The 16,047-nt window shown below is 67.0% G+C and carries 12 protein-coding genes; 9 read left to right on the top strand and 3 right to left on the bottom strand.

The window, feature by feature from the left end:
* Positions 1–105: 105 nt before the first annotated feature.
* Genes dusB through purH form a run of 3 tightly spaced genes read left to right on the top strand, consistent with a single transcriptional unit; the run spans position 106 to position 3,043 of the window.
* Positions 106–1,164: a tRNA dihydrouridine synthase DusB gene (dusB, locus tag J2W23_RS13585; protein ID WP_307649097.1), complete on the top strand. Its 1,059-nt coding sequence runs from the start codon at positions 106–108 to the stop codon at positions 1,162–1,164.
* Positions 1,165–1,183: 19 nt separating this feature from the next.
* Positions 1,184–1,420: a Fis family transcriptional regulator gene (locus J2W23_RS13580; RefSeq protein WP_007838304.1), complete on the top strand. Its 237-nt coding sequence runs from the start codon at positions 1,184–1,186 to the stop codon at positions 1,418–1,420.
* A 15-nt stretch (positions 1,421–1,435) separates the two neighbouring features.
* Entirely contained in the window at positions 1,436–3,043 is a 1,608-nt protein-coding gene (gene purH / locus J2W23_RS13575) for a bifunctional phosphoribosylaminoimidazolecarboxamide formyltransferase/IMP cyclohydrolase (RefSeq protein ID WP_176659069.1), read from the top strand.
* Positions 3,044–3,067: 24 nt separating this feature from the next.
* Here purH and J2W23_RS13570 read toward each other — a convergent pair whose 3' ends face one another.
* The 3 genes from J2W23_RS13570 to thiD all read right to left on the bottom strand — a co-directional run bounded on the left by J2W23_RS13570 (position 3,068) and on the right by thiD (position 5,934).
* Complete coding sequence (locus J2W23_RS13570; RefSeq protein WP_176659070.1) at positions 3,068–3,553, bottom strand: hypothetical protein; 486 nt, start codon at positions 3,551–3,553, stop codon at positions 3,068–3,070.
* Positions 3,554–3,556: 3 nt separating this feature from the next.
* On the bottom strand, positions 3,557–4,843 hold the full coding sequence (gene hemL, locus J2W23_RS13565; RefSeq protein ID WP_176659071.1) for a glutamate-1-semialdehyde 2,1-aminomutase: 1,287 nt from the start codon (positions 4,841–4,843) through the stop codon (positions 3,557–3,559).
* A 128-nt stretch (positions 4,844–4,971) separates the two neighbouring features.
* Positions 4,972–5,934 carry a bifunctional hydroxymethylpyrimidine kinase/phosphomethylpyrimidine kinase gene (gene thiD, locus J2W23_RS13560; protein ID WP_176659072.1) on the bottom strand — a complete coding sequence of 321 codons (963 nt, stop codon included), beginning with the start codon at positions 5,932–5,934 and terminating at the stop codon, positions 4,972–4,974.
* 111 nt (positions 5,935–6,045) lie between these two features.
* On the opposite strand from thiD, the gene J2W23_RS13555 reads away from it, so the two are divergent.
* From J2W23_RS13555 to J2W23_RS13530, 6 genes are all read left to right on the top strand, one after another.
* Entirely contained in the window at positions 6,046–6,216 is a 171-nt protein-coding gene (locus J2W23_RS13555) for a rubredoxin (RefSeq protein ID WP_007838397.1), read from the top strand.
* Between the two features lie 79 nt (positions 6,217–6,295).
* Positions 6,296–6,694, top strand: coding sequence for a response regulator (locus J2W23_RS13550; protein ID WP_013543588.1), 399 nt, complete (start codon positions 6,296–6,298; stop codon positions 6,692–6,694).
* Entirely contained in the window at positions 6,694–7,059 is a 366-nt protein-coding gene (locus J2W23_RS13545; protein ID WP_013543587.1) for a response regulator, read from the top strand. Before J2W23_RS13550 ends, J2W23_RS13545 begins: the two co-directional genes overlap by 1 nt.
* A gap of 19 nt (positions 7,060–7,078) precedes the next feature.
* Complete coding sequence (locus J2W23_RS13540; protein WP_176659073.1) at positions 7,079–7,612, top strand: chemotaxis protein CheW; 534 nt, start codon at positions 7,079–7,081, stop codon at positions 7,610–7,612.
* Positions 7,613–7,654: 42 nt separating this feature from the next.
* Positions 7,655–9,973, top strand: a complete 2,319-nt coding sequence (locus J2W23_RS13535) for a methyl-accepting chemotaxis protein (RefSeq protein ID WP_307649096.1) — start codon at positions 7,655–7,657, stop codon at positions 9,971–9,973.
* A gap of 35 nt (positions 9,974–10,008) precedes the next feature.
* On the top strand, positions 10,009–16,017 hold the full coding sequence (locus tag J2W23_RS13530) for an Hpt domain-containing protein (protein WP_307649095.1): 6,009 nt from the start codon (positions 10,009–10,011) through the stop codon (positions 16,015–16,017).
* Positions 16,018–16,047 lie beyond the last annotated feature (30 nt).

The raw sequence follows: 16,047 nt of genomic DNA, 5'->3' as shown, positions 1-16,047 counted from the left end.
TTTACGCCTGTCCCGCAAGCGCAAATCGTTTCAGTCGCTGAAATCGCAGGTGTTTACAATCGTGCCTCATTTTTCAGCAGCCGAACGCGCACCGCCTCCTTTTCCATGACCTTGCAGATCGGCACCCACACGCTGGAAAACCGCCTGTTCGTCGCGCCCATGGCCGGCGTGACGGACCGGCCCTTCCGCATGCTGTGCCGCGAACTCGGCGCGGGCTATGCGGTCAGCGAGATGGTCACCTCGCGCAAGGAACTCTGGGGCACGCTCAAGACGTCGCGCCGCGCCAATCACGACGGCGAGCCGGGCCCCATCGCGGTGCAGATCGCCGGCACCGATGCGGCCATGATGGCCGAGGCCACGGTCTACAACATCGAGCGCGGCGCGCAGATCATCGACATCAACATGGGCTGCCCGGCCAAGAAGGTCTGCAACAAGTGGGCGGGTTCCGCGCTGATGCGCGACGAGCCGCTGGCGCTGGAGATCGTGCAGGCCGTGGTCGATGCGGCGCAGCCCTACAACGTGCCGGTCACGCTCAAGATGCGCACCGGCTGGAGCGAAGACAACCGCAACGCGGTGAAGCTCGCGCGCGATTTCGAATCCGCCGGCGTGCAGATGCTCACCGTGCACGGCCGCACGCGCGAGCAAGGCTACAAGGGCCACGCCGAGTACGACACCATCGCCGCAGTGAAGGCCGCGGTGCGCGTGCCGGTGGTGGCCAACGGCGACATCACCTCGCCCGAGAAGGCACGCGACGTGCTCGCGGCCACCGGCGCCGATGCCGTGATGATCGGCCGCGCGGCGCAGGGCCGGCCCTGGATCTTTCGCGAGATATCGCACTTCCTGGACACCGGCACGCACCGCGCGCCGCCGCTGGTCGCCGAGGTGCGCCGCCTGCTGCTCGACCACCTGGTGGAGCACTACGCGCTCTACGGCGATTTCAGCGGCGTGCGCACCGCGCGCAAGCACATCGGCTGGTATGTGCGCACGCTCCCCGACGGCGAAGCGTTTCGCGGCCGGATGAACACCATCGAGGACTGCGCGGAGCAGCTGCGCGCGGTCGGCGACTATTTCGACGGGCTTGCGGACCGCATGGACCGCATGCCCGAGCACCAGGCGGCCGAAGAACTGTCCGGTGAAGAGGAGGCGGCCTGCGCCGTCGATTGAGAGAAGAAGAGAAGAAGCAATGAGCAAGAAACACATCGAGGACTGCGTGCGCACCAGTCTGGACAGCTACTTTCGCGACCTGCGCGGCACCGAACCCGACGGCATGTACGAGATGCTCGTGCGCGTGGTCGAGAAGCCGCTGCTCGACGTCGTGATGACGCGCGCCGAAGGCAACCAGTCGAAGGCCGCGCAATGGCTCGGGTTGAACCGAAACACGCTCCGCAAGAAATTGGTCGAGCACAAACTTTTGAAATAACTTCACGGCATACCCATGGCTCAGACCGCACTCATCTCCGTTTCCGACAAGACCGGCATCCTCGAATTCGCCCAGGCGCTGCACGCGCTGGGCATCAAGCTGCTGTCCACCGGCGGCACCGCCAAGCTCTTGGCCGATGCAGGCCTGCCGGTGACCGAAGTCGCCGACCACACCGGCTTTCCCGAAATGCTCGATGGCCGCGTGAAGACGCTGCATCCCAAGATCCACGGTGGCCTGCTCGCGCGGCGCGACCTGCCCGCGCACGTGGCGGCGATCAAGGAACACGGCATCGACACCATCGACCTCTTGATCGTCAACCTCTATCCGTTCGAGTCGACCGTGGCCAAGCCCGGCTGCACGCTGGAAGACGCGATCGAGAACATCGACATCGGCGGCCCGGCCATGGTGCGCAGCGCGGCCAAGAACTGGAAAGACGTGGGCGTGCTCACCGATGCGGCGCAGTACCCCGTGGCGCTCGCCGAGCTCAAGGCCGACGGCAAGCTCAGCGACAAGACCAAGTTCGCGTTCTCGGTGGCGGCGTTCAACCGCATCGCCGACTACGACGGCGCGATCAGCGACTACCTCTCGGCCATCGACTTCGACGCCAGCATCGGCCAGCCCGCACCGACGCGCTCGCTCTTCCCCGCGCAAAGCAATGGCCGCTTCGTGAAGGTGCAGGACCTGCGCTACGGCGAGAACCCGCACCAGCAGGCCGCGTTCTACCGCGACCTGTATCCGGCGCCCGGCTCGCTGGTGTCCGCCAAGCAGCTGCAGGGCAAGGAGCTCAGCTACAACAACATTGCCGACGCAGATGCCGCGTGGGAATGCGTCAAGAGCTTCGACGTGCCGGCCTGCGTGATCGTCAAGCACGCCAACCCCTGCGGCGTGGCCGTGGGCAAGGACGCGAACGAGGCCTACGCCAAGGCCTTCAAGACCGATCCGACCTCGGCCTTCGGCGGCATCATCGCGTTCAACCGGCCGGTCGACCTGGCCACCGCGCAGGCCGTCAACAAGCAGTTCGTCGAAGTGCTGATGGCACCGGGCTACACGCCCGAGGCGCTCGAGGTGTTCCAGGCCACCAAGGCCAAGCTCAACGTGCGCGTGCTCGAGATCGCGCTGCCGCCGGGCGGCGCCACCGATTGGGACAACGGCCGCAACCTGATGGACGTGAAGCGCGTCGGCTCGGGCCTGCTCATGCAGACCGCCGACAACCACGAGCTCGCAGCGAGCGACCTCAAGGTGGTCAGCAAGAAGCAGCCCACGCCGCAGCAACTGCAGGACCTGCTGTTCGCATGGAAGGTCGCGAAGTACGTGAAGAGCAACGCGATCGTGTTCTGTGCCGACGGCATGACGATGGGCGTCGGCGCGGGCCAGATGAGCCGCCTCGACTCGGCCCGCATCGCGAGCATCAAGGCCGAGCACGCGGGCCTGTCGCTCAAGGACACGGCCGTGGCGAGCGACGCCTTCTTCCCGTTCCGCGACGGCCTCGATGTGGTGGTGGATGCGGGCGCAAGCTGCGTGATCCAGCCGGGCGGCTCGATGCGCGACCAGGAAGTGATCGATGCGGCCGACGAACGCGGCGTCGTGATGGTGCTGTCAGGCGTTCGCCACTTCCGTCATTGAACGGAAGCGCGGTTCGGTGCCCGCTTATTCGTGGGTGCCGAACCGGTACTTCAGTTGGAACGTGATCGCGCCATAGAGGCGGTTCTTGATCGTCGGCACGTACGCGATGTTCAGGCCCCAGTTCTTGCCCTCGATGGCTGCCACCGGAAGGATCGCCGGGAACCAGTTGCCGTTGCGATAGTTCGGGTAGCCGTCGAAGCCGCCCACCACCGCGCCGAACTTCACGCCGTAGAACTCGAAGGGCAGCACGTACAGGCCGAGGTAGTGCGACTGCCTGCGGTCGCTGTTGTGGAACGTGCCCGCCGTGACGCGGTAGGTGTCGTTCAGCGGGTACTCGAAGCCCAGGCCGAAGTTGGAGTTTTCCAGGCCCCTGCCGCTGTCGAAGTGCGCCGAATAGAAACCCGGGTTGACCCAGATGTTCTTCGGCTCGAAGGACTGCGCTTGCGCCAGGCCGGGTAGAAGAAGAGCAAGAGCAACACTCGATACCGGCAGCAGGCGCAGGGCGTTCATGGACTAAGGCGTTCTGAAAATCTCTCGCGCCGCTTCTATGGTGGCTGCGATGTCGTCCTCCCCGTGCGCTGCACTCACGAATCCAGCTTCGTAAAGCGCGGGGGCAATATACACGCCGCGATCGAGCAAACCATGAAACAACGCATTGAACTTCGCGTTGTCGGTTGTCATCACGGTGGCATAGTTTTGCGGCAGGTCCTTCATGAGGAAGAAGCCGAACATGCCGCCTTCGCTGTCGCCGTTGAAGGGCTGGCCTTCGGCGGCTGCGGCGGCCTTCAGGCCATCGACCAGCGCGCGCGTCTTCTTGCCGAGCGCCTCGTAGAAACCGGGCTTGGCAATCTCCTTCAACGTGGCAAGTCCGCAGGCCGTGGCCACCGGGTTGCCCGAGAGCGTGCCGGCCTGGTAGACCGGACCCTGCGGCGCGAGCTGTTCCATGATGGCGCGCGGACCGCCGAAGGCCGCAAGCGGCATGCCGCCGCCGATGACCTTGCCGAGCACGGTGAGGTCGGGCTTGATGCCCAGCACGCCCTGCGCGCCGTGCAGGCCGACGCGAAAGCCGGTCATCACTTCGTCGAAGATCAGCAACGCACCGTGCTGCGTGCAGAGCTCGCGGCAGCGCCGGGCGAATTCGGGCGTGGCGCGCACGAAATTCATGTTGCCGGCAATGGCCTCGATCATCAGGCAGGCGATGTCGTTGCCGTGCAGCGAGAACGCTTCCTCGAGCTGCTGCAGGTTGTTGTACTCGAGCACGATGGTGTGCTGCACCACCTCGGGCGGCACGCCGGCCGAGGTCGGGTTGCCGAAGGTGGCGAGGCCGGAGCCGGCCTTCACGAGCAGCGCGTCGGCATGGCCGTGGTAGCAGCCCTCGAACTTGACGATGCTCTTGCGGCCGGTGGCACCGCGCGCCAGGCGCAGGGCGCTCATCGCGGCCTCGGTGCCCGAGCTCACGAGCCGCACCATTTCCATGGAGGGCACGAGCGCGAGGATGGCTTCGGCCAGTTCGATCTCGCGCTCCGTGGGCGCGCCGTACGAGAAGCCTTCGAGCACGGCCTTCTGCACGGCCTCGACCACGGCGGGGTGGCCATGGCCGAGGATCATCGGACCCCAGGAACCGATGTAGTCGATGTAGCGCTTGCCGTTGGCGTCCCAGAAATAGGCGCCTTCGGCGCGCTGGATGAAGCGCGGCGTGCCGCCGACGGCCTTGAAGGCGCGCACGGGCGAGTTCACGCCGCCAGGGATCACGGCGCGGGCGCGCTCGAAAAGAATGTCGTTTTTATCAGTGGTAGGCATCGCAGCGAAAGGGAAGGTTTTCAGGGGAGGGCCGCCGCGCACGGCCGCCCGAAGCGGCCGGCCCGCCCCCGGTAGGGGGTTGGCGAACCGACACGAAGTGCGGGCAGCCTGGGGGCGAGCAACATAGTTCAGTGGCGGGTGTCATGGGGAGGCAAGGCGAAATCCTGGGGCGCGTCGGGGTCGTCGTCGCCTTCGTCGTCCTCGGGCTCGGCCCAGAACAGGCGGTCGGGCAGCACATGGCCCATGCCGGGGCGGAAACCGGCGTCCAGGCACCGGTCCATGTAGGCCAGGGCTTCGCTGGTGGCGGCGACCAGATCGGTGCCGCTCGCGAGCAGTGCGGCCAGCGCGGCCGAGAGTGTGTCGCCCGCGCCAGCGAAAACCGCTTCGAGCCGCTCGTACTTCTCGTTGACGAGCACCGACTGCGGGGAGGCCAGCACGTTGTCGATGAACTGGTCGGGCAGCACCATGCCGGTCACCAGCGTGTAGGGCACGCCGAACTCGCCGGCGGCCTTGGCGATGTCACGCGCACCGGGTGCACGCTCGCCGCTCCAGTCCGGAAGCAGCCAGCGCCAGAGCGTGCTGTGGTTTCCGACCAACACTGTTGTCTGGGGCAGAACGAGCTCGCGAAAAGCGTCCAGATAGGCCTCGATCTGGTTCTCGTCCCACCAGGACAGGTTGGGCATGTAGGCCACCACGGGCACCTCCGGGTAGTCGGAGGCGGTCTCGGCGATCGTGCTCAGGGCGTCGGGCGTTCCGACGAAGCCCACCTTGATCAGCTGGACTTCCACGTCCTCCAGGATGGCCCGCGCCTGCTCGGCGATGGCCTCCTCGTCGAACGCGAAATGGTCGAATATCTCGGCCGTGTCCCGGGCGTAGGCGCCCGTCACCACGGGCAAAATGTGTGCGCCCACCGACGCCATGGCGAGGGCGTCGGCTCCCAGGCCGCCGGCACCGCTCGGATCGCTGGCGTTGAAGACCAGCACGCAGGGCGGATTCAGGTCGCGTTCGGCGAGCTCCTCGGCGTCCTGCGAGGGGTCGTTAAGATCGCCCGGTTTGCGGGCGTTGTCTGCTGGAAGTAAGTAGATGGTCATACGCCGGGCGGAATCCCCTGGATGGTGGCATAGGCGCGACGTTTATGGCTCGACGGTGAGATACGCATAGATACACTCGTTGCATTTAATGAACAAGGACTTTAAGCTCCGATGAATACGAAAACTTGGATGTGCCTGATTTGTGGGTGGATCTATGACGAAGCGGTTGGTGTACCGGAAGACGGGATCGCGGCAGGCACGGCCTGGGCCGATGTTCCGATGAACTGGACCTGTCCTGAGTGCGGTGCACGCAAGGAAGACTTCGAAATGGTTGAAATCTGAAGATTGGCATAGGGCTACGCGATCTGCGTCGATGTACGGCGCGGCGGGCATCCAAGTCTCATGAGCAGGAGCGTTTGCAATGGGCCCGAATGGATCAGGTTACAAGGTGCTGGTCATCGATGACAGCAACACCATCCGGCGCAGTGCCGAGATTTTTCTGAAGCAGGGTGGGCACGAGGTTCTTCTGGCGGAAGACGGTTTCGATGCGCTCTCCAAGGTTAACGACCACAAGCCCCATCTGATTTTCTGCGACATCCTCATGCCGCGTCTCGATGGCTACCAGACCTGCGCCATCATCAAGCGCAACGCTCATTTCTCCAAGGTTCCAGTCGTCATGCTGTCGTCGAAAGACGGCGTATTCGACAAGGCCCGCGGCCGCATGGTGGGGTCGCAAGACTACCTGACCAAGCCTTTCACCAAAGACCAACTGCTGCAGGCCGTGCAGCAGTTTGGCATCGTTCAACAGGAAGTGCAGTAATGCCTATTCGAAAAATCCTCGTCGTCGACGACTCCAAGACTGAATTGGTGTTTCTGACCGACCTCCTCCAGAAGAACGGCTTCGCCGTGAAGACGGCCGAAAACGCCGACGACGCGATGCGCCGCCTCGAGGAAGACCAGCCCGACCTGATCCTCATGGACGTGGTCATGCCCGGCCAGAACGGCTTTCAGCTCACGCGCGCCATCGCCCGCGACCCGAAGTACGCGGCCATCCCGATCATCCTGTGCACCAGCAAGAACCAGGAAACCGATCGCGTCTGGGGCATGCGCCAGGGCGCACGCGACTACATCGTGAAGCCGGTCAACGCGGCCGATCTGATGTCCAAGATCAGCGCGCTGGCCTGAGCAGGAGTCGGCTGAGTCCATGGCGAATCGCGACGCACTGAGAGCCTTCCAGTCCCGGCTCGCAAGCCGTCTGCAGGCTGCGCGCACGACAGGCGTGGCCGCGACGTGGCTGGCCGTCGAGGCGGGCGAGGGCAAGTACCTCTTCCCGCTGGGACACGCCGGCGAAATCTTTCCCTGGACGCCGCCGCAGCCCGTGCCTTACACGGCGCCGTGGTTCCTTGGCGTCGCCAACCTGCGCGGCGGCCTCTATGGCGTCGTCCAGCTCTCGGGCTTCGCCACCGGCGGGTCCGGCGCACTGGCCGCCACCGAGGCGGCGCGCATCCAATCGCGGCTCGTTGCATTCAACGAGCTGCTCGAAGTCAACTGCGCATTGCTGGTCGACCGACTGGCGGGGTTGCGGGGCGCGGAGGCCTTCACGGCCTCCGAACCTCCGGGCGCAGAAGCACCTGCGTGGCATGGGCATCTGTACACCGACGCAGCAGGGGAGCGCTGGCAGGAAGTCAACCTGCAGGCGCTTTCGCAGCAACCCCAGTTTTTGAGTATTGGTGCGTAGTGCCTTGGCACGCAGCACTGGCAACCACCTGAAGGACCGACCGTGAGCTCGATCGCCGACAAGTTCAAGAAATTACTGCCCGTGAGCAACGGGAACGACAAGGCCCGCGTCGACGGCTCCGGTTCGATATCGCTCGACGATGTCGATACGGTTCAGGTTCCGGACGAGAAAACCGTACGCATCGCGAGGAAGGGCGAAAGCGCCTCCGCCGCTGCGCCCGCGCCCACCGGCTTCGCCGACGGCGGCGGCCTGGCCGGCGGCGAGAACCCCGACGCGCTCGACGCGGCGGCGCTCGATGCCGTCCCGGCCGCGGGCCGGGAGGGCTCCAGCCAGGCAAAGCAGCAGCGGATCCTGGCCATCCTGCTGGCCGTCACGGTGTTGCTGCTGCTCCTGGTGGCCGGCTCCGCCATTCTTCGCGCGGAACGCCTCGCCCAGCAGGTGGCCGCCACCGGCCAGTCACTGATGCAGTCGCAGCGTCTTGCCAAGTCGATCTCCCAGGCCCTCGTCGGCAGCGCCTCGGCGTTCGTCGAAGTGAAGGACAGCGCCGACGACCTGACGCGCCGCGTCGCGGGTCTCACCAACGGCGACGACGCGTTGCGCCTCGAACGCGTGGGCAACCAGTACGACGAGGAGATGAACAAGATCAATCCTCTCGTTGCACGCGCCGACACCAGTGCCAAGGCCGTGCTGGCCCAGCGCCAGATCCTGACCCAGGTGGGTGCCGCCTTGCGCGACATCAACCAGCAGTCGTCCACGCTGCTCGAAATGACGGAAACCGTCGCGTCGCTGAAGATGCAGCAGAACGCCACGCTGCCCGAAATTTCCGCCGCCGGCCAGCTCGTGATGCTGACGCAGCGCATCGGCAAGTCGACCAACGAATTCTTCACGGTCGAGGGCGTGAACCCCGACGCCGTGTTCCTGCTGGGCAAGGACCTGAACACCTTCCAGGAAACCACCCGCGGCCTGCTCGACGGCAATGCGCAGCAGCGCTTCCCCGGCTCGAAGGACCCGCAGACGCGCCAGCAGCTCGAAGCCATCCTGAAGACCTACGAGCAGATGCGCACGCAGGCTTCCGCCATTCTGGGCAACCTGCAGGGCCTGGTGGCGGCGCGCGAAGCACAGGCTTCCATCCTGACCGACAGCGAGCCGCTGCGTAAGTCGCTGGGCGACCTGCAGGACAAGCTGTCCGCTCGCACGGGCCTCGGTGCCGGAACGATCGTCTTGCTGTTCGTGCTGTCGCTGGCCGCCCTGGCATTCGCCGGCGCCATCGGTTTCGTGCAGGTGCGCGAAGGCCGCGAACGCGCCGCCAACGCCGAGCGCGAGCGTCTGGCTGCCGAGCAGATTTCGGAAGAAGCCGGCCGCATCAACAACGCCAACCAGGCCGCCATTCTTCGGCTGATGAACGAACTGCAGACAGTGGCCGAAGGCGACCTGACGCAGGAAGCAACCGTGACCGAGGACATCACCGGCGCCATCGCCGACTCGGTGAACTACACGGTGGAAGAACTGCGCTTGCTGGTGGGCAACGTGCAGAACACGGCCACCCGCGTGGCGCAGACGACGTCGCAGGTGGAAAGCACCTCGACCGAACTGCTCGCCGCCTCGACCGAACAGCTGCGCGAGATTCGCGAAACCGGCCAGTCGGTGCTGACCATGGCCGAGCGAATCAACGGCGTGTCCTCGCAAGCGCAAGAGTCCGCCACGGTGGCGCGCCAGTCGCTGCAAGCCGCATCGTCGGGCCTGCAGGCCGTGCAGAACGCCATCGGCGGTATGAACTCCATCCGCGACCAGATCCAGGAAACCTCCAAGCGGATCAAGCGCTTGGGCGAGTCGTCGCAAGAGATTGGCGAAATCACCGAGCTGATCTCGGACATTACCGAACAGACGAACGTGCTGGCCCTGAACGCCGCCATTCAGGCCGCATCGGCCGGTGAAGCCGGCCGAGGCTTCTCGGTGGTGGCGGAAGAAGTTCAGCGACTGGCCGAACGCTCCGCAGACGCCACGCGCCAGATTTCGGCGCTGGTGAAGGCGATTCAGACCGACACGCAGGATGCGGTGGGCGCCATGGAGCGTTCCACGCAGGGTGTGGTCGAGGGGGCCAAGCTGTCCGACAACGCAGGTACCGCGCTGACCGAGATCGACCGCGTGTCGCGCCGCCTCGCCGAGCTGATCGAGCAGATTTCGCAGTCCGCCTCCCGCGAAGCCGATTCGGCCAACGTGGTGGCTGCCAACATCCAGCACATTTTTGCGGTGACCGAGCAGACCGGTGAAGGTACGCGGACCACGGCCCAGCAGGTGCGCGAGCTCTCGCAGATGGCCGAGGAACTGCGCCGCTCGGTCGCCCGTTTCAAGATTGCCTGACAACTGACAGATAGATAAGAACGGCGAGCAACCACGTGTCGATTCAAACCCCTGCCACGGCCCCCATCGCCGGCAACCTGCCGGCCACCGAAGACCTCGGGCCGTTGGCCTGGGTGCTGGGAGAAATCCAGAAATCCCTCGACGGTGTGGGCAAGTCGTTGCGGCGCTTCGTGCGCGACGTGGGCGGTGCAGCGGAGCCCGAGAGCGGCCCGCTGCAGATGGCCCGCCAGCAACTGCACCAGACCGTCGGTGCGCTGCAGATGGTGGGGCATTCCTCGCCTGCGCTGGTGCTCGGCGCCATCGAATTCGCGGTGCAGGGCTTCATTGCCGAACCGCAGCGCTGCACCGACAGCGCCGTGCTGAAGATCGAGCGTGCCGGCTTTGCCGTCACCGATTTCCTGAGTGCGCTGCTGGCCGGCAAGCCCGTGTCGTCGGTCGCGCTCTTTCCCCAATATCGCGATGTGCTGGAACTGGGCGGCAACGAGCGCGTTCATCCGGCCGATCTCTGGAGCACCGCCTGGCGCTGGGTCGAGATCAAGCCTGCGCTCACGCAGGCCGCCGTCGCCTACGACCCGGCCGTGCGCTCGCGGCTCGACCGCGAAGTGCTGCAGCTGGTCAAGTCCGGCGACGCCGAGGCCGCCAAGCGCCTGCAGGGCTTGTGCCTGGGGCTCGGACGCGGCGCGCTGCTGCCCCGCGTCGCCAGCTTCTGGACGCTGGCCGCGGGCTTCTTCGAAGCCCTGTCGCTCGGCCTGATTCCCGCCGACGCCTACGTCAAGCGTGCCGCCACCCGCGTGCTGCTGCAATACGCCACGCTGGCGCGCGGCGACAGCCTGGTGTCCGACCGTCTCGGCCAGGATCTCCTGTTCTTCTGCGCACAGGCCGTGCCCACCGCTCGCGACGAGGCCGCCACCCTGCGCACCGTGCGCAGCGCCTGGGGCGTGGCTCACGAGCACTACATCGACTACACCGTCGAGCAGTTCGGCCGCTTCGATCCGCTGGTGCTCACGCAGGCCCGCAAGCGCATCGAGACCGCCAAGGAAATGTGGTCGGCGCTCTCGGGCGGCGACATCACCCGCACGCGCCAAGTGGCCGACACCTTCGCGCAACTGGGCGAATCGCTGCAGAAACTGCATCCGCCGAGCCTGCCGATGGTCGAGGCGCTGTCGCATGCCGTCGAGGCTTCCGTCAAGTCGGGCCAGCCGCCCGACACCGAACTGGCGATGGAAGTCGCCACCTCGGTGCTGTACCTGGAAGCCGCGCTCGAAGACCTCGATCCCAGCGATCCGCAGCTCACCGCCCGCACGTTGCAGCTTGCGGGCCGCATCGAGCGCGTGCGCGCGGGCGGCCATTCCGAGCCGCTCGAGCCGTGGATGGAAGACCTGTACCGCCGCGTGAGCGATCGCCAGACCATGGGCACCGTGGTCGACGAGCTGCGCAGCCACCTGAGCGAACTCGAGAAGTCGCTCGACCAGTACTTCCGCCGCCCCGCCGAAAAGGGGCTGCTGCGCACCGTGCCGACGCAATTGATGCAGATGCGCGGCGTGTTCTCCGTGCTCGGCCTCGACCAGGCCGCGCTCACCGTGCAGCGCATGCGCGAAGACGTCGAGGCCATGCTGGTCAGCACCTCTCCCGCCGAGGAAATGGCCGGCTTCGACGCACTGGGCAACAACCTGGGCGCACTGGGCTTCCTGATCGACATGCTGGGCTACCAGCCCGCGCTGGCCAAGCGCCTGTTCGTGTTCGACGCCGAGGCCGGCGAACTCAAGCCGCTGATGGGCCGGCAGGCTGCCGAAGGCCACGAAGGCGAAGCTGCGGCCCCCGCCGCCGAACCGGTGCTCAGCATCGAGGAAGTCGACGCGCAAATTGCCTCGAAGCTCGCCGCGCTCGCCGCACCCGCCAAGAAGACCAAGCCGACGCCGCTCGAGGAATTCAGCCGCAAGGCCGAGAGCTGGACCTCCAAGATCACCGGGCCGGGCGCGCTGCCCGACACCGAAGTCACCGAACTCGAAGAAGACGACCTCCAGAACATCTTCCTGGACGAAGCCCGCGAGGTGGTGCACAACGGCCTGGCCGCCATCACCGAACTGGGCAGCCATCCGGACGACGTCGAAGAACTCACCATCCTGCGCCGTGCGTTCCACACGCTCAAGGGCAGCTCGCGCATGGTCGGTCTCACCGACTTCGGCGATGCCGCCTGGTCGCTCGAGCAGGTGCTCAACACCTGGCTGGCAGACCAGCGTCCCGCCACGCCGGAGATGCTGTCGGCCACCGAGCGCACGCTGCGCGACTTCGGCCAGTGGGTCGAAGCCATCGCATCGGGTGAATCGCATTCCTGGCAGGCCGCCCCGTTCAGCCGCGTGGCCGATGCGCTGATGGCCGGCGAGCCCGTGCCACCGCCGGTGCGCGTGGTCGACGCCGAGCAACTGGCCGTGGCCGCCCGCCACATTGCCGCCGAGCCCGAACTGCCGCCGCTGCCCGACCTGTCGTTCCTGCCGGACCTCCCGGCGCAGGCCGCGCCCGAACCGCTTCCCGAACTGCCCGCGCTCGAGGAGCCGCAGAAGCCCGCGTCCGCGGACGCGGACGACGACTTCACGTCCACCGACTTCATCGATTTCGAGACGAAGGAGCCCACGTCGCCCGCACCGCTGGCGGCGCTGCCCAGCGGGGAAGACTTCGATTTCCTGGCGCCCGCAAAGACGCAGGCGCCCGCCGAGCCGGCCGCTGCGCAGGCCGAGCCCGAAGCGGGCATCGAGGCCACCGTGCCGACCGCCACCAGCCTGCCGGACTTCGCCTGGGACCTGAGCCCGCTGCCTGTGCCCGCGAACGAGCCCAAGGCCAACGACATGGCCTTGCCCCCGCTGGAGGCGCCGGCCGCGCTGCCCGAGCTGGAGCTGACGCTGGATCTGGAACCCGAGCCCGAGCCCGTGGCAGCCGTCGCGGCCCCGGTGGAAGCGTCTCCTGCCGAACCACCGGTCGCCGCTGTCGAAGAAGAGACGCCGGAACCCGCCGCCGCGCAGGAAGCTGCCGCGGACGTGACGGAAGCAGCGGAAGCCGTGGAAGTTGCGGAAGAAGAACTCTCCGCCTCCTCCAGCGCCGAAGACCAGGTCAAGGTGATCGGTCCGCTGCGCATCGGCATCGCGCTCTACAACGTCTACCTCAACGAAGCCGACGAATGGTCCAGGCAACTGGCCACCGACGTGGGCGAATGGGCCCTCGAATCGCACGAGCGCCTGCCCGACTCGACCATCGCGCTCGCGCATTCGCTGGCCGGCAGCTCCGCCACCGTCGGCTTCCACAGCCTTTCGGGCATGGCGCGCCTGCTCGAATCGGCGCTGCAGCACCTGCAGATGCAGGGCAGCGGCACGCGTGAACAGGGCGTGGTGCTGGTTGCCGCGGCCGACGAGTTGCGCCGCCTGCTGCACCAGTTCGCCGTCGGGTTCCTGCGCGATCCGGCCGAAGGCACGTTGCAGGCGCTGCGCGACATCGCGGCGGCGCCCATGCCGCTCGAAGCTGCCGTGCGCAGCGAAGTCCGGCCGTTCCAGCAGATCGTGTCCAACGACGGCATGGCCGACGTGGCACTGGACGACTCCGAAGACGCCATTGACCTGGCCGATGCGGTCGACGCCGACCTGTTCCCGATCTTCGAGGAAGAGGCCGCCGACCTGCTGCCCCAGCTGGGCGAAGCGCTCCGCCAGTGGTCGCACCATCCCGACGATGGCGCGCCGCGCGCCTCGGTGCTGCGCACGCTGCACACGCTCAAGGGCAGCGCGCGACTGGCCGGCGCCATGCGCCTGGGCGAACGCGCGCACCGCATGGAGTCCGAGATCGAAGTCCTGGGCTCCCAGGGCGCGGAGCGGGCCGACATCGAGAAGCTGCTCACCCGCCTGGACGCCCTGCAAGCCACCTTCGATGCGCTGCGCGCGGCCGACGATGCCACCCAGGTCGAAATGGCCCAGCTGGTGGCCGCGGCCACCGCGCCGGTGCCGGCGGTTTCCATTGCCCAGGTCGCGGCAGCCGATGTCGGCGTGCCCGCGAACGACGAGGATGCCTCCCCTGTCGAACCGGGCGAAGCCGGTGCGATCGCCGAATCGGGCGTCAGGATGCTGCAGCCGCGCCCGGCGCCCGCCTTGCTCGCGCCGCTGCGCGCCGCATCGGGCCAGGCCGTGCGCATCCGCACCCAACTGCTCGACCGCCTGGTCGCGCAGACCGGTGAGGTCATCATCACGCGCTCGCGCCTCGAGGCCGAACTCGGCCAGCTGCGCGGATCGCTCTCCGACCTCACGGGCAACCTGGATCGCCTGCGCCAGCAGCTGCGCGACATCGAAGTGCAGGCCGAAAGCCAGATGCAGTCGCGCCTGGCGCAAGCCAAGGACTCGCAGCAGAGCTTCGACCCGCTCGAGTTCGACCGCTTCACCCGCGTGCAGGAACTCACGCGCATGATGGCCGAGTCGGTGAACGACGTGGCCACCGTGCAGCGCACGCTGCAAAAGACGGTGCAGGCGACGGAAGACGACCTGAGCGTCCAGGCTCGCCAGACCCGCGAACTGCAGCGCGGCCTGCTGCGCACGCGCATGGTGGAGTTCGAAGGCATTTCCGACCGCCTCTACCGCGTGGTGCGCCAGGCATCGAAGGACACCGGCAAGCAGGTGCGCCTGGACATCGTCGGTGGCTCCATCGAAATGGACCGCGGCGTGCTCGACCGGATGACGCCCGCCTTCGAGCATTTGCTGCGCAACTGCGTGGCGCACGGCATCGAGGATTCGGCGGCGCGCGAGAAGGCCGGCAAGGACGCGAGCGGCCTCATCGTCATCGACCTGCACCACGAAGGCAACGACGTCTCGGTGAGCTTCCGCGACGACGGCGCCGGACTCGACCAGAAACGCATCGCCGAGCGTGCCCGCGCACTCGGCCTGCTGGCGGGCGACCAGGAACTCACGCCGGAAGAAGCCACCGAGCTGATCTTCAAGCCCGGTTTCTCGACGGCTGGACAGGTCTCCGAACTGGCAGGCCGCGGCATCGGCATGGACGTGGTTCGCGCGCAGATCTCGGCGCTCGGCGGCCGCATCGAAACGCACAGCACGGCCGGGCAGGGCACCACCTTCAAGCTGGTGCTGCCGCTGACCACCGCCGTGACGCACGTGGTGATGCTGCGTGCCGGCGAGGTGTCGATCGGCGTGCCGTCGAACCTCGTGGAACTGGTCCAGCGCGTGAGCGGCACCGACCTGGAAGCCGCCTACCTGCACAACAGCCATCCGTTCGGCAGCGAACAGGTGCCGTTCTACTGGGCCGGCGCGCTGCTGCAGGCCTCGACCCGCAGCGAGCATGCCGGTGCCAAGAACAACACCCTCGTGATCGTGCGAAGCGCGGCACAGCGCGTTGCGCTGCACGTGGACGAAGTGCTGGGCAACCAGGAAGTCGTGGTGAAGAACCTCGGCCCGCAGCTCGCGCGCCTGCCCGGCCTCGCCGGCATCTCGGTGCTGGCTTCGGGCGCGGTGGCGCTGATCTACAACCCGGTGGCGCTCGCGGCAGTGCATGGCGATCAGGCGCGCCAGCGCCAGGCCGCTGCGCTCGTGGTGCCGGCGCATGCCGCTTCGGCCACGGCCGACCAAGGCGCCCCGCAGGAACCGATGCCGGTGCTGGCCCCGGTGGCGCCGTTGGTGCCGCTGGTGCTGGTGGTGGACGACTCCATCACCGTGCGCCGCGTCACGCAGCGCCTGCTGCAGCGCGAAGGCTATCGCGTGTCGCTCGCGGCCGACGGCCTGCAGGCGCTCGAACGCCTCCAGCAGGAGCGTCCGTCGGTGGTGCTGTCGGACATCGAGATGCCGCGCATGGACGGCTTCGACCTGGCCCGCAACATCCGCGCCGACGCCGCGCTGGCCGAGCTGCCGATCATCATGATCACCTCGCGCATCGCCGAGAAGCACCGCGACTACGCGCGCACGCTGGGCGTGAACCACTACCTGGGCAAGCCCTACTCGGAAGAGGAACTGCTGCGCCTGGTGCGTGCGTACACGAGCGAAGCGGCGCTGGCAGCCGCAGCCTGAAGCCGCGTTCTGGCGCTCATCGAAAAAAGG

It is taken from the genome of Variovorax boronicumulans, assembly GCF_030812215.1.
GTDB lineage: Bacteria > Pseudomonadota > Gammaproteobacteria > Burkholderiales > Burkholderiaceae_C > Variovorax > Variovorax boronicumulans_C.
This window is presented reverse-complemented; position numbering and strand designations above follow the sequence as displayed.

Coding starts and splice junctions, on each gene's coding strand:
- dusB (WP_307649097.1), top strand. CDS start 106: ATGACCTTGCAGATCGGCACCCACACGCTGGAAAACCGCCTGTTCGTC.
- J2W23_RS13580 (WP_007838304.1), top strand. CDS start 1,184: ATGAGCAAGAAACACATCGAGGACTGCGTGCGCACCAGTCTGGACAGC.
- purH (WP_176659069.1), top strand. CDS start 1,436: ATGGCTCAGACCGCACTCATCTCCGTTTCCGACAAGACCGGCATCCTC.
- J2W23_RS13570 (WP_176659070.1), bottom strand. CDS start 3,553: ATGAACGCCCTGCGCCTGCTGCCGGTATCGAGTGTTGCTCTTGCTCTT.
- hemL (WP_176659071.1), bottom strand. CDS start 4,843: ATGCCTACCACTGATAAAAACGACATTCTTTTCGAGCGCGCCCGCGCC.
- thiD (WP_176659072.1), bottom strand. CDS start 5,934: ATGACCATCTACTTACTTCCAGCAGACAACGCCCGCAAACCGGGCGAT.
- J2W23_RS13555 (WP_007838397.1), top strand. CDS start 6,046: ATGAATACGAAAACTTGGATGTGCCTGATTTGTGGGTGGATCTATGAC.
- J2W23_RS13550 (WP_013543588.1), top strand. CDS start 6,296: ATGGGCCCGAATGGATCAGGTTACAAGGTGCTGGTCATCGATGACAGC.
- J2W23_RS13545 (WP_013543587.1), top strand. CDS start 6,694: ATGCCTATTCGAAAAATCCTCGTCGTCGACGACTCCAAGACTGAATTG.
- J2W23_RS13540 (WP_176659073.1), top strand. CDS start 7,079: ATGGCGAATCGCGACGCACTGAGAGCCTTCCAGTCCCGGCTCGCAAGC.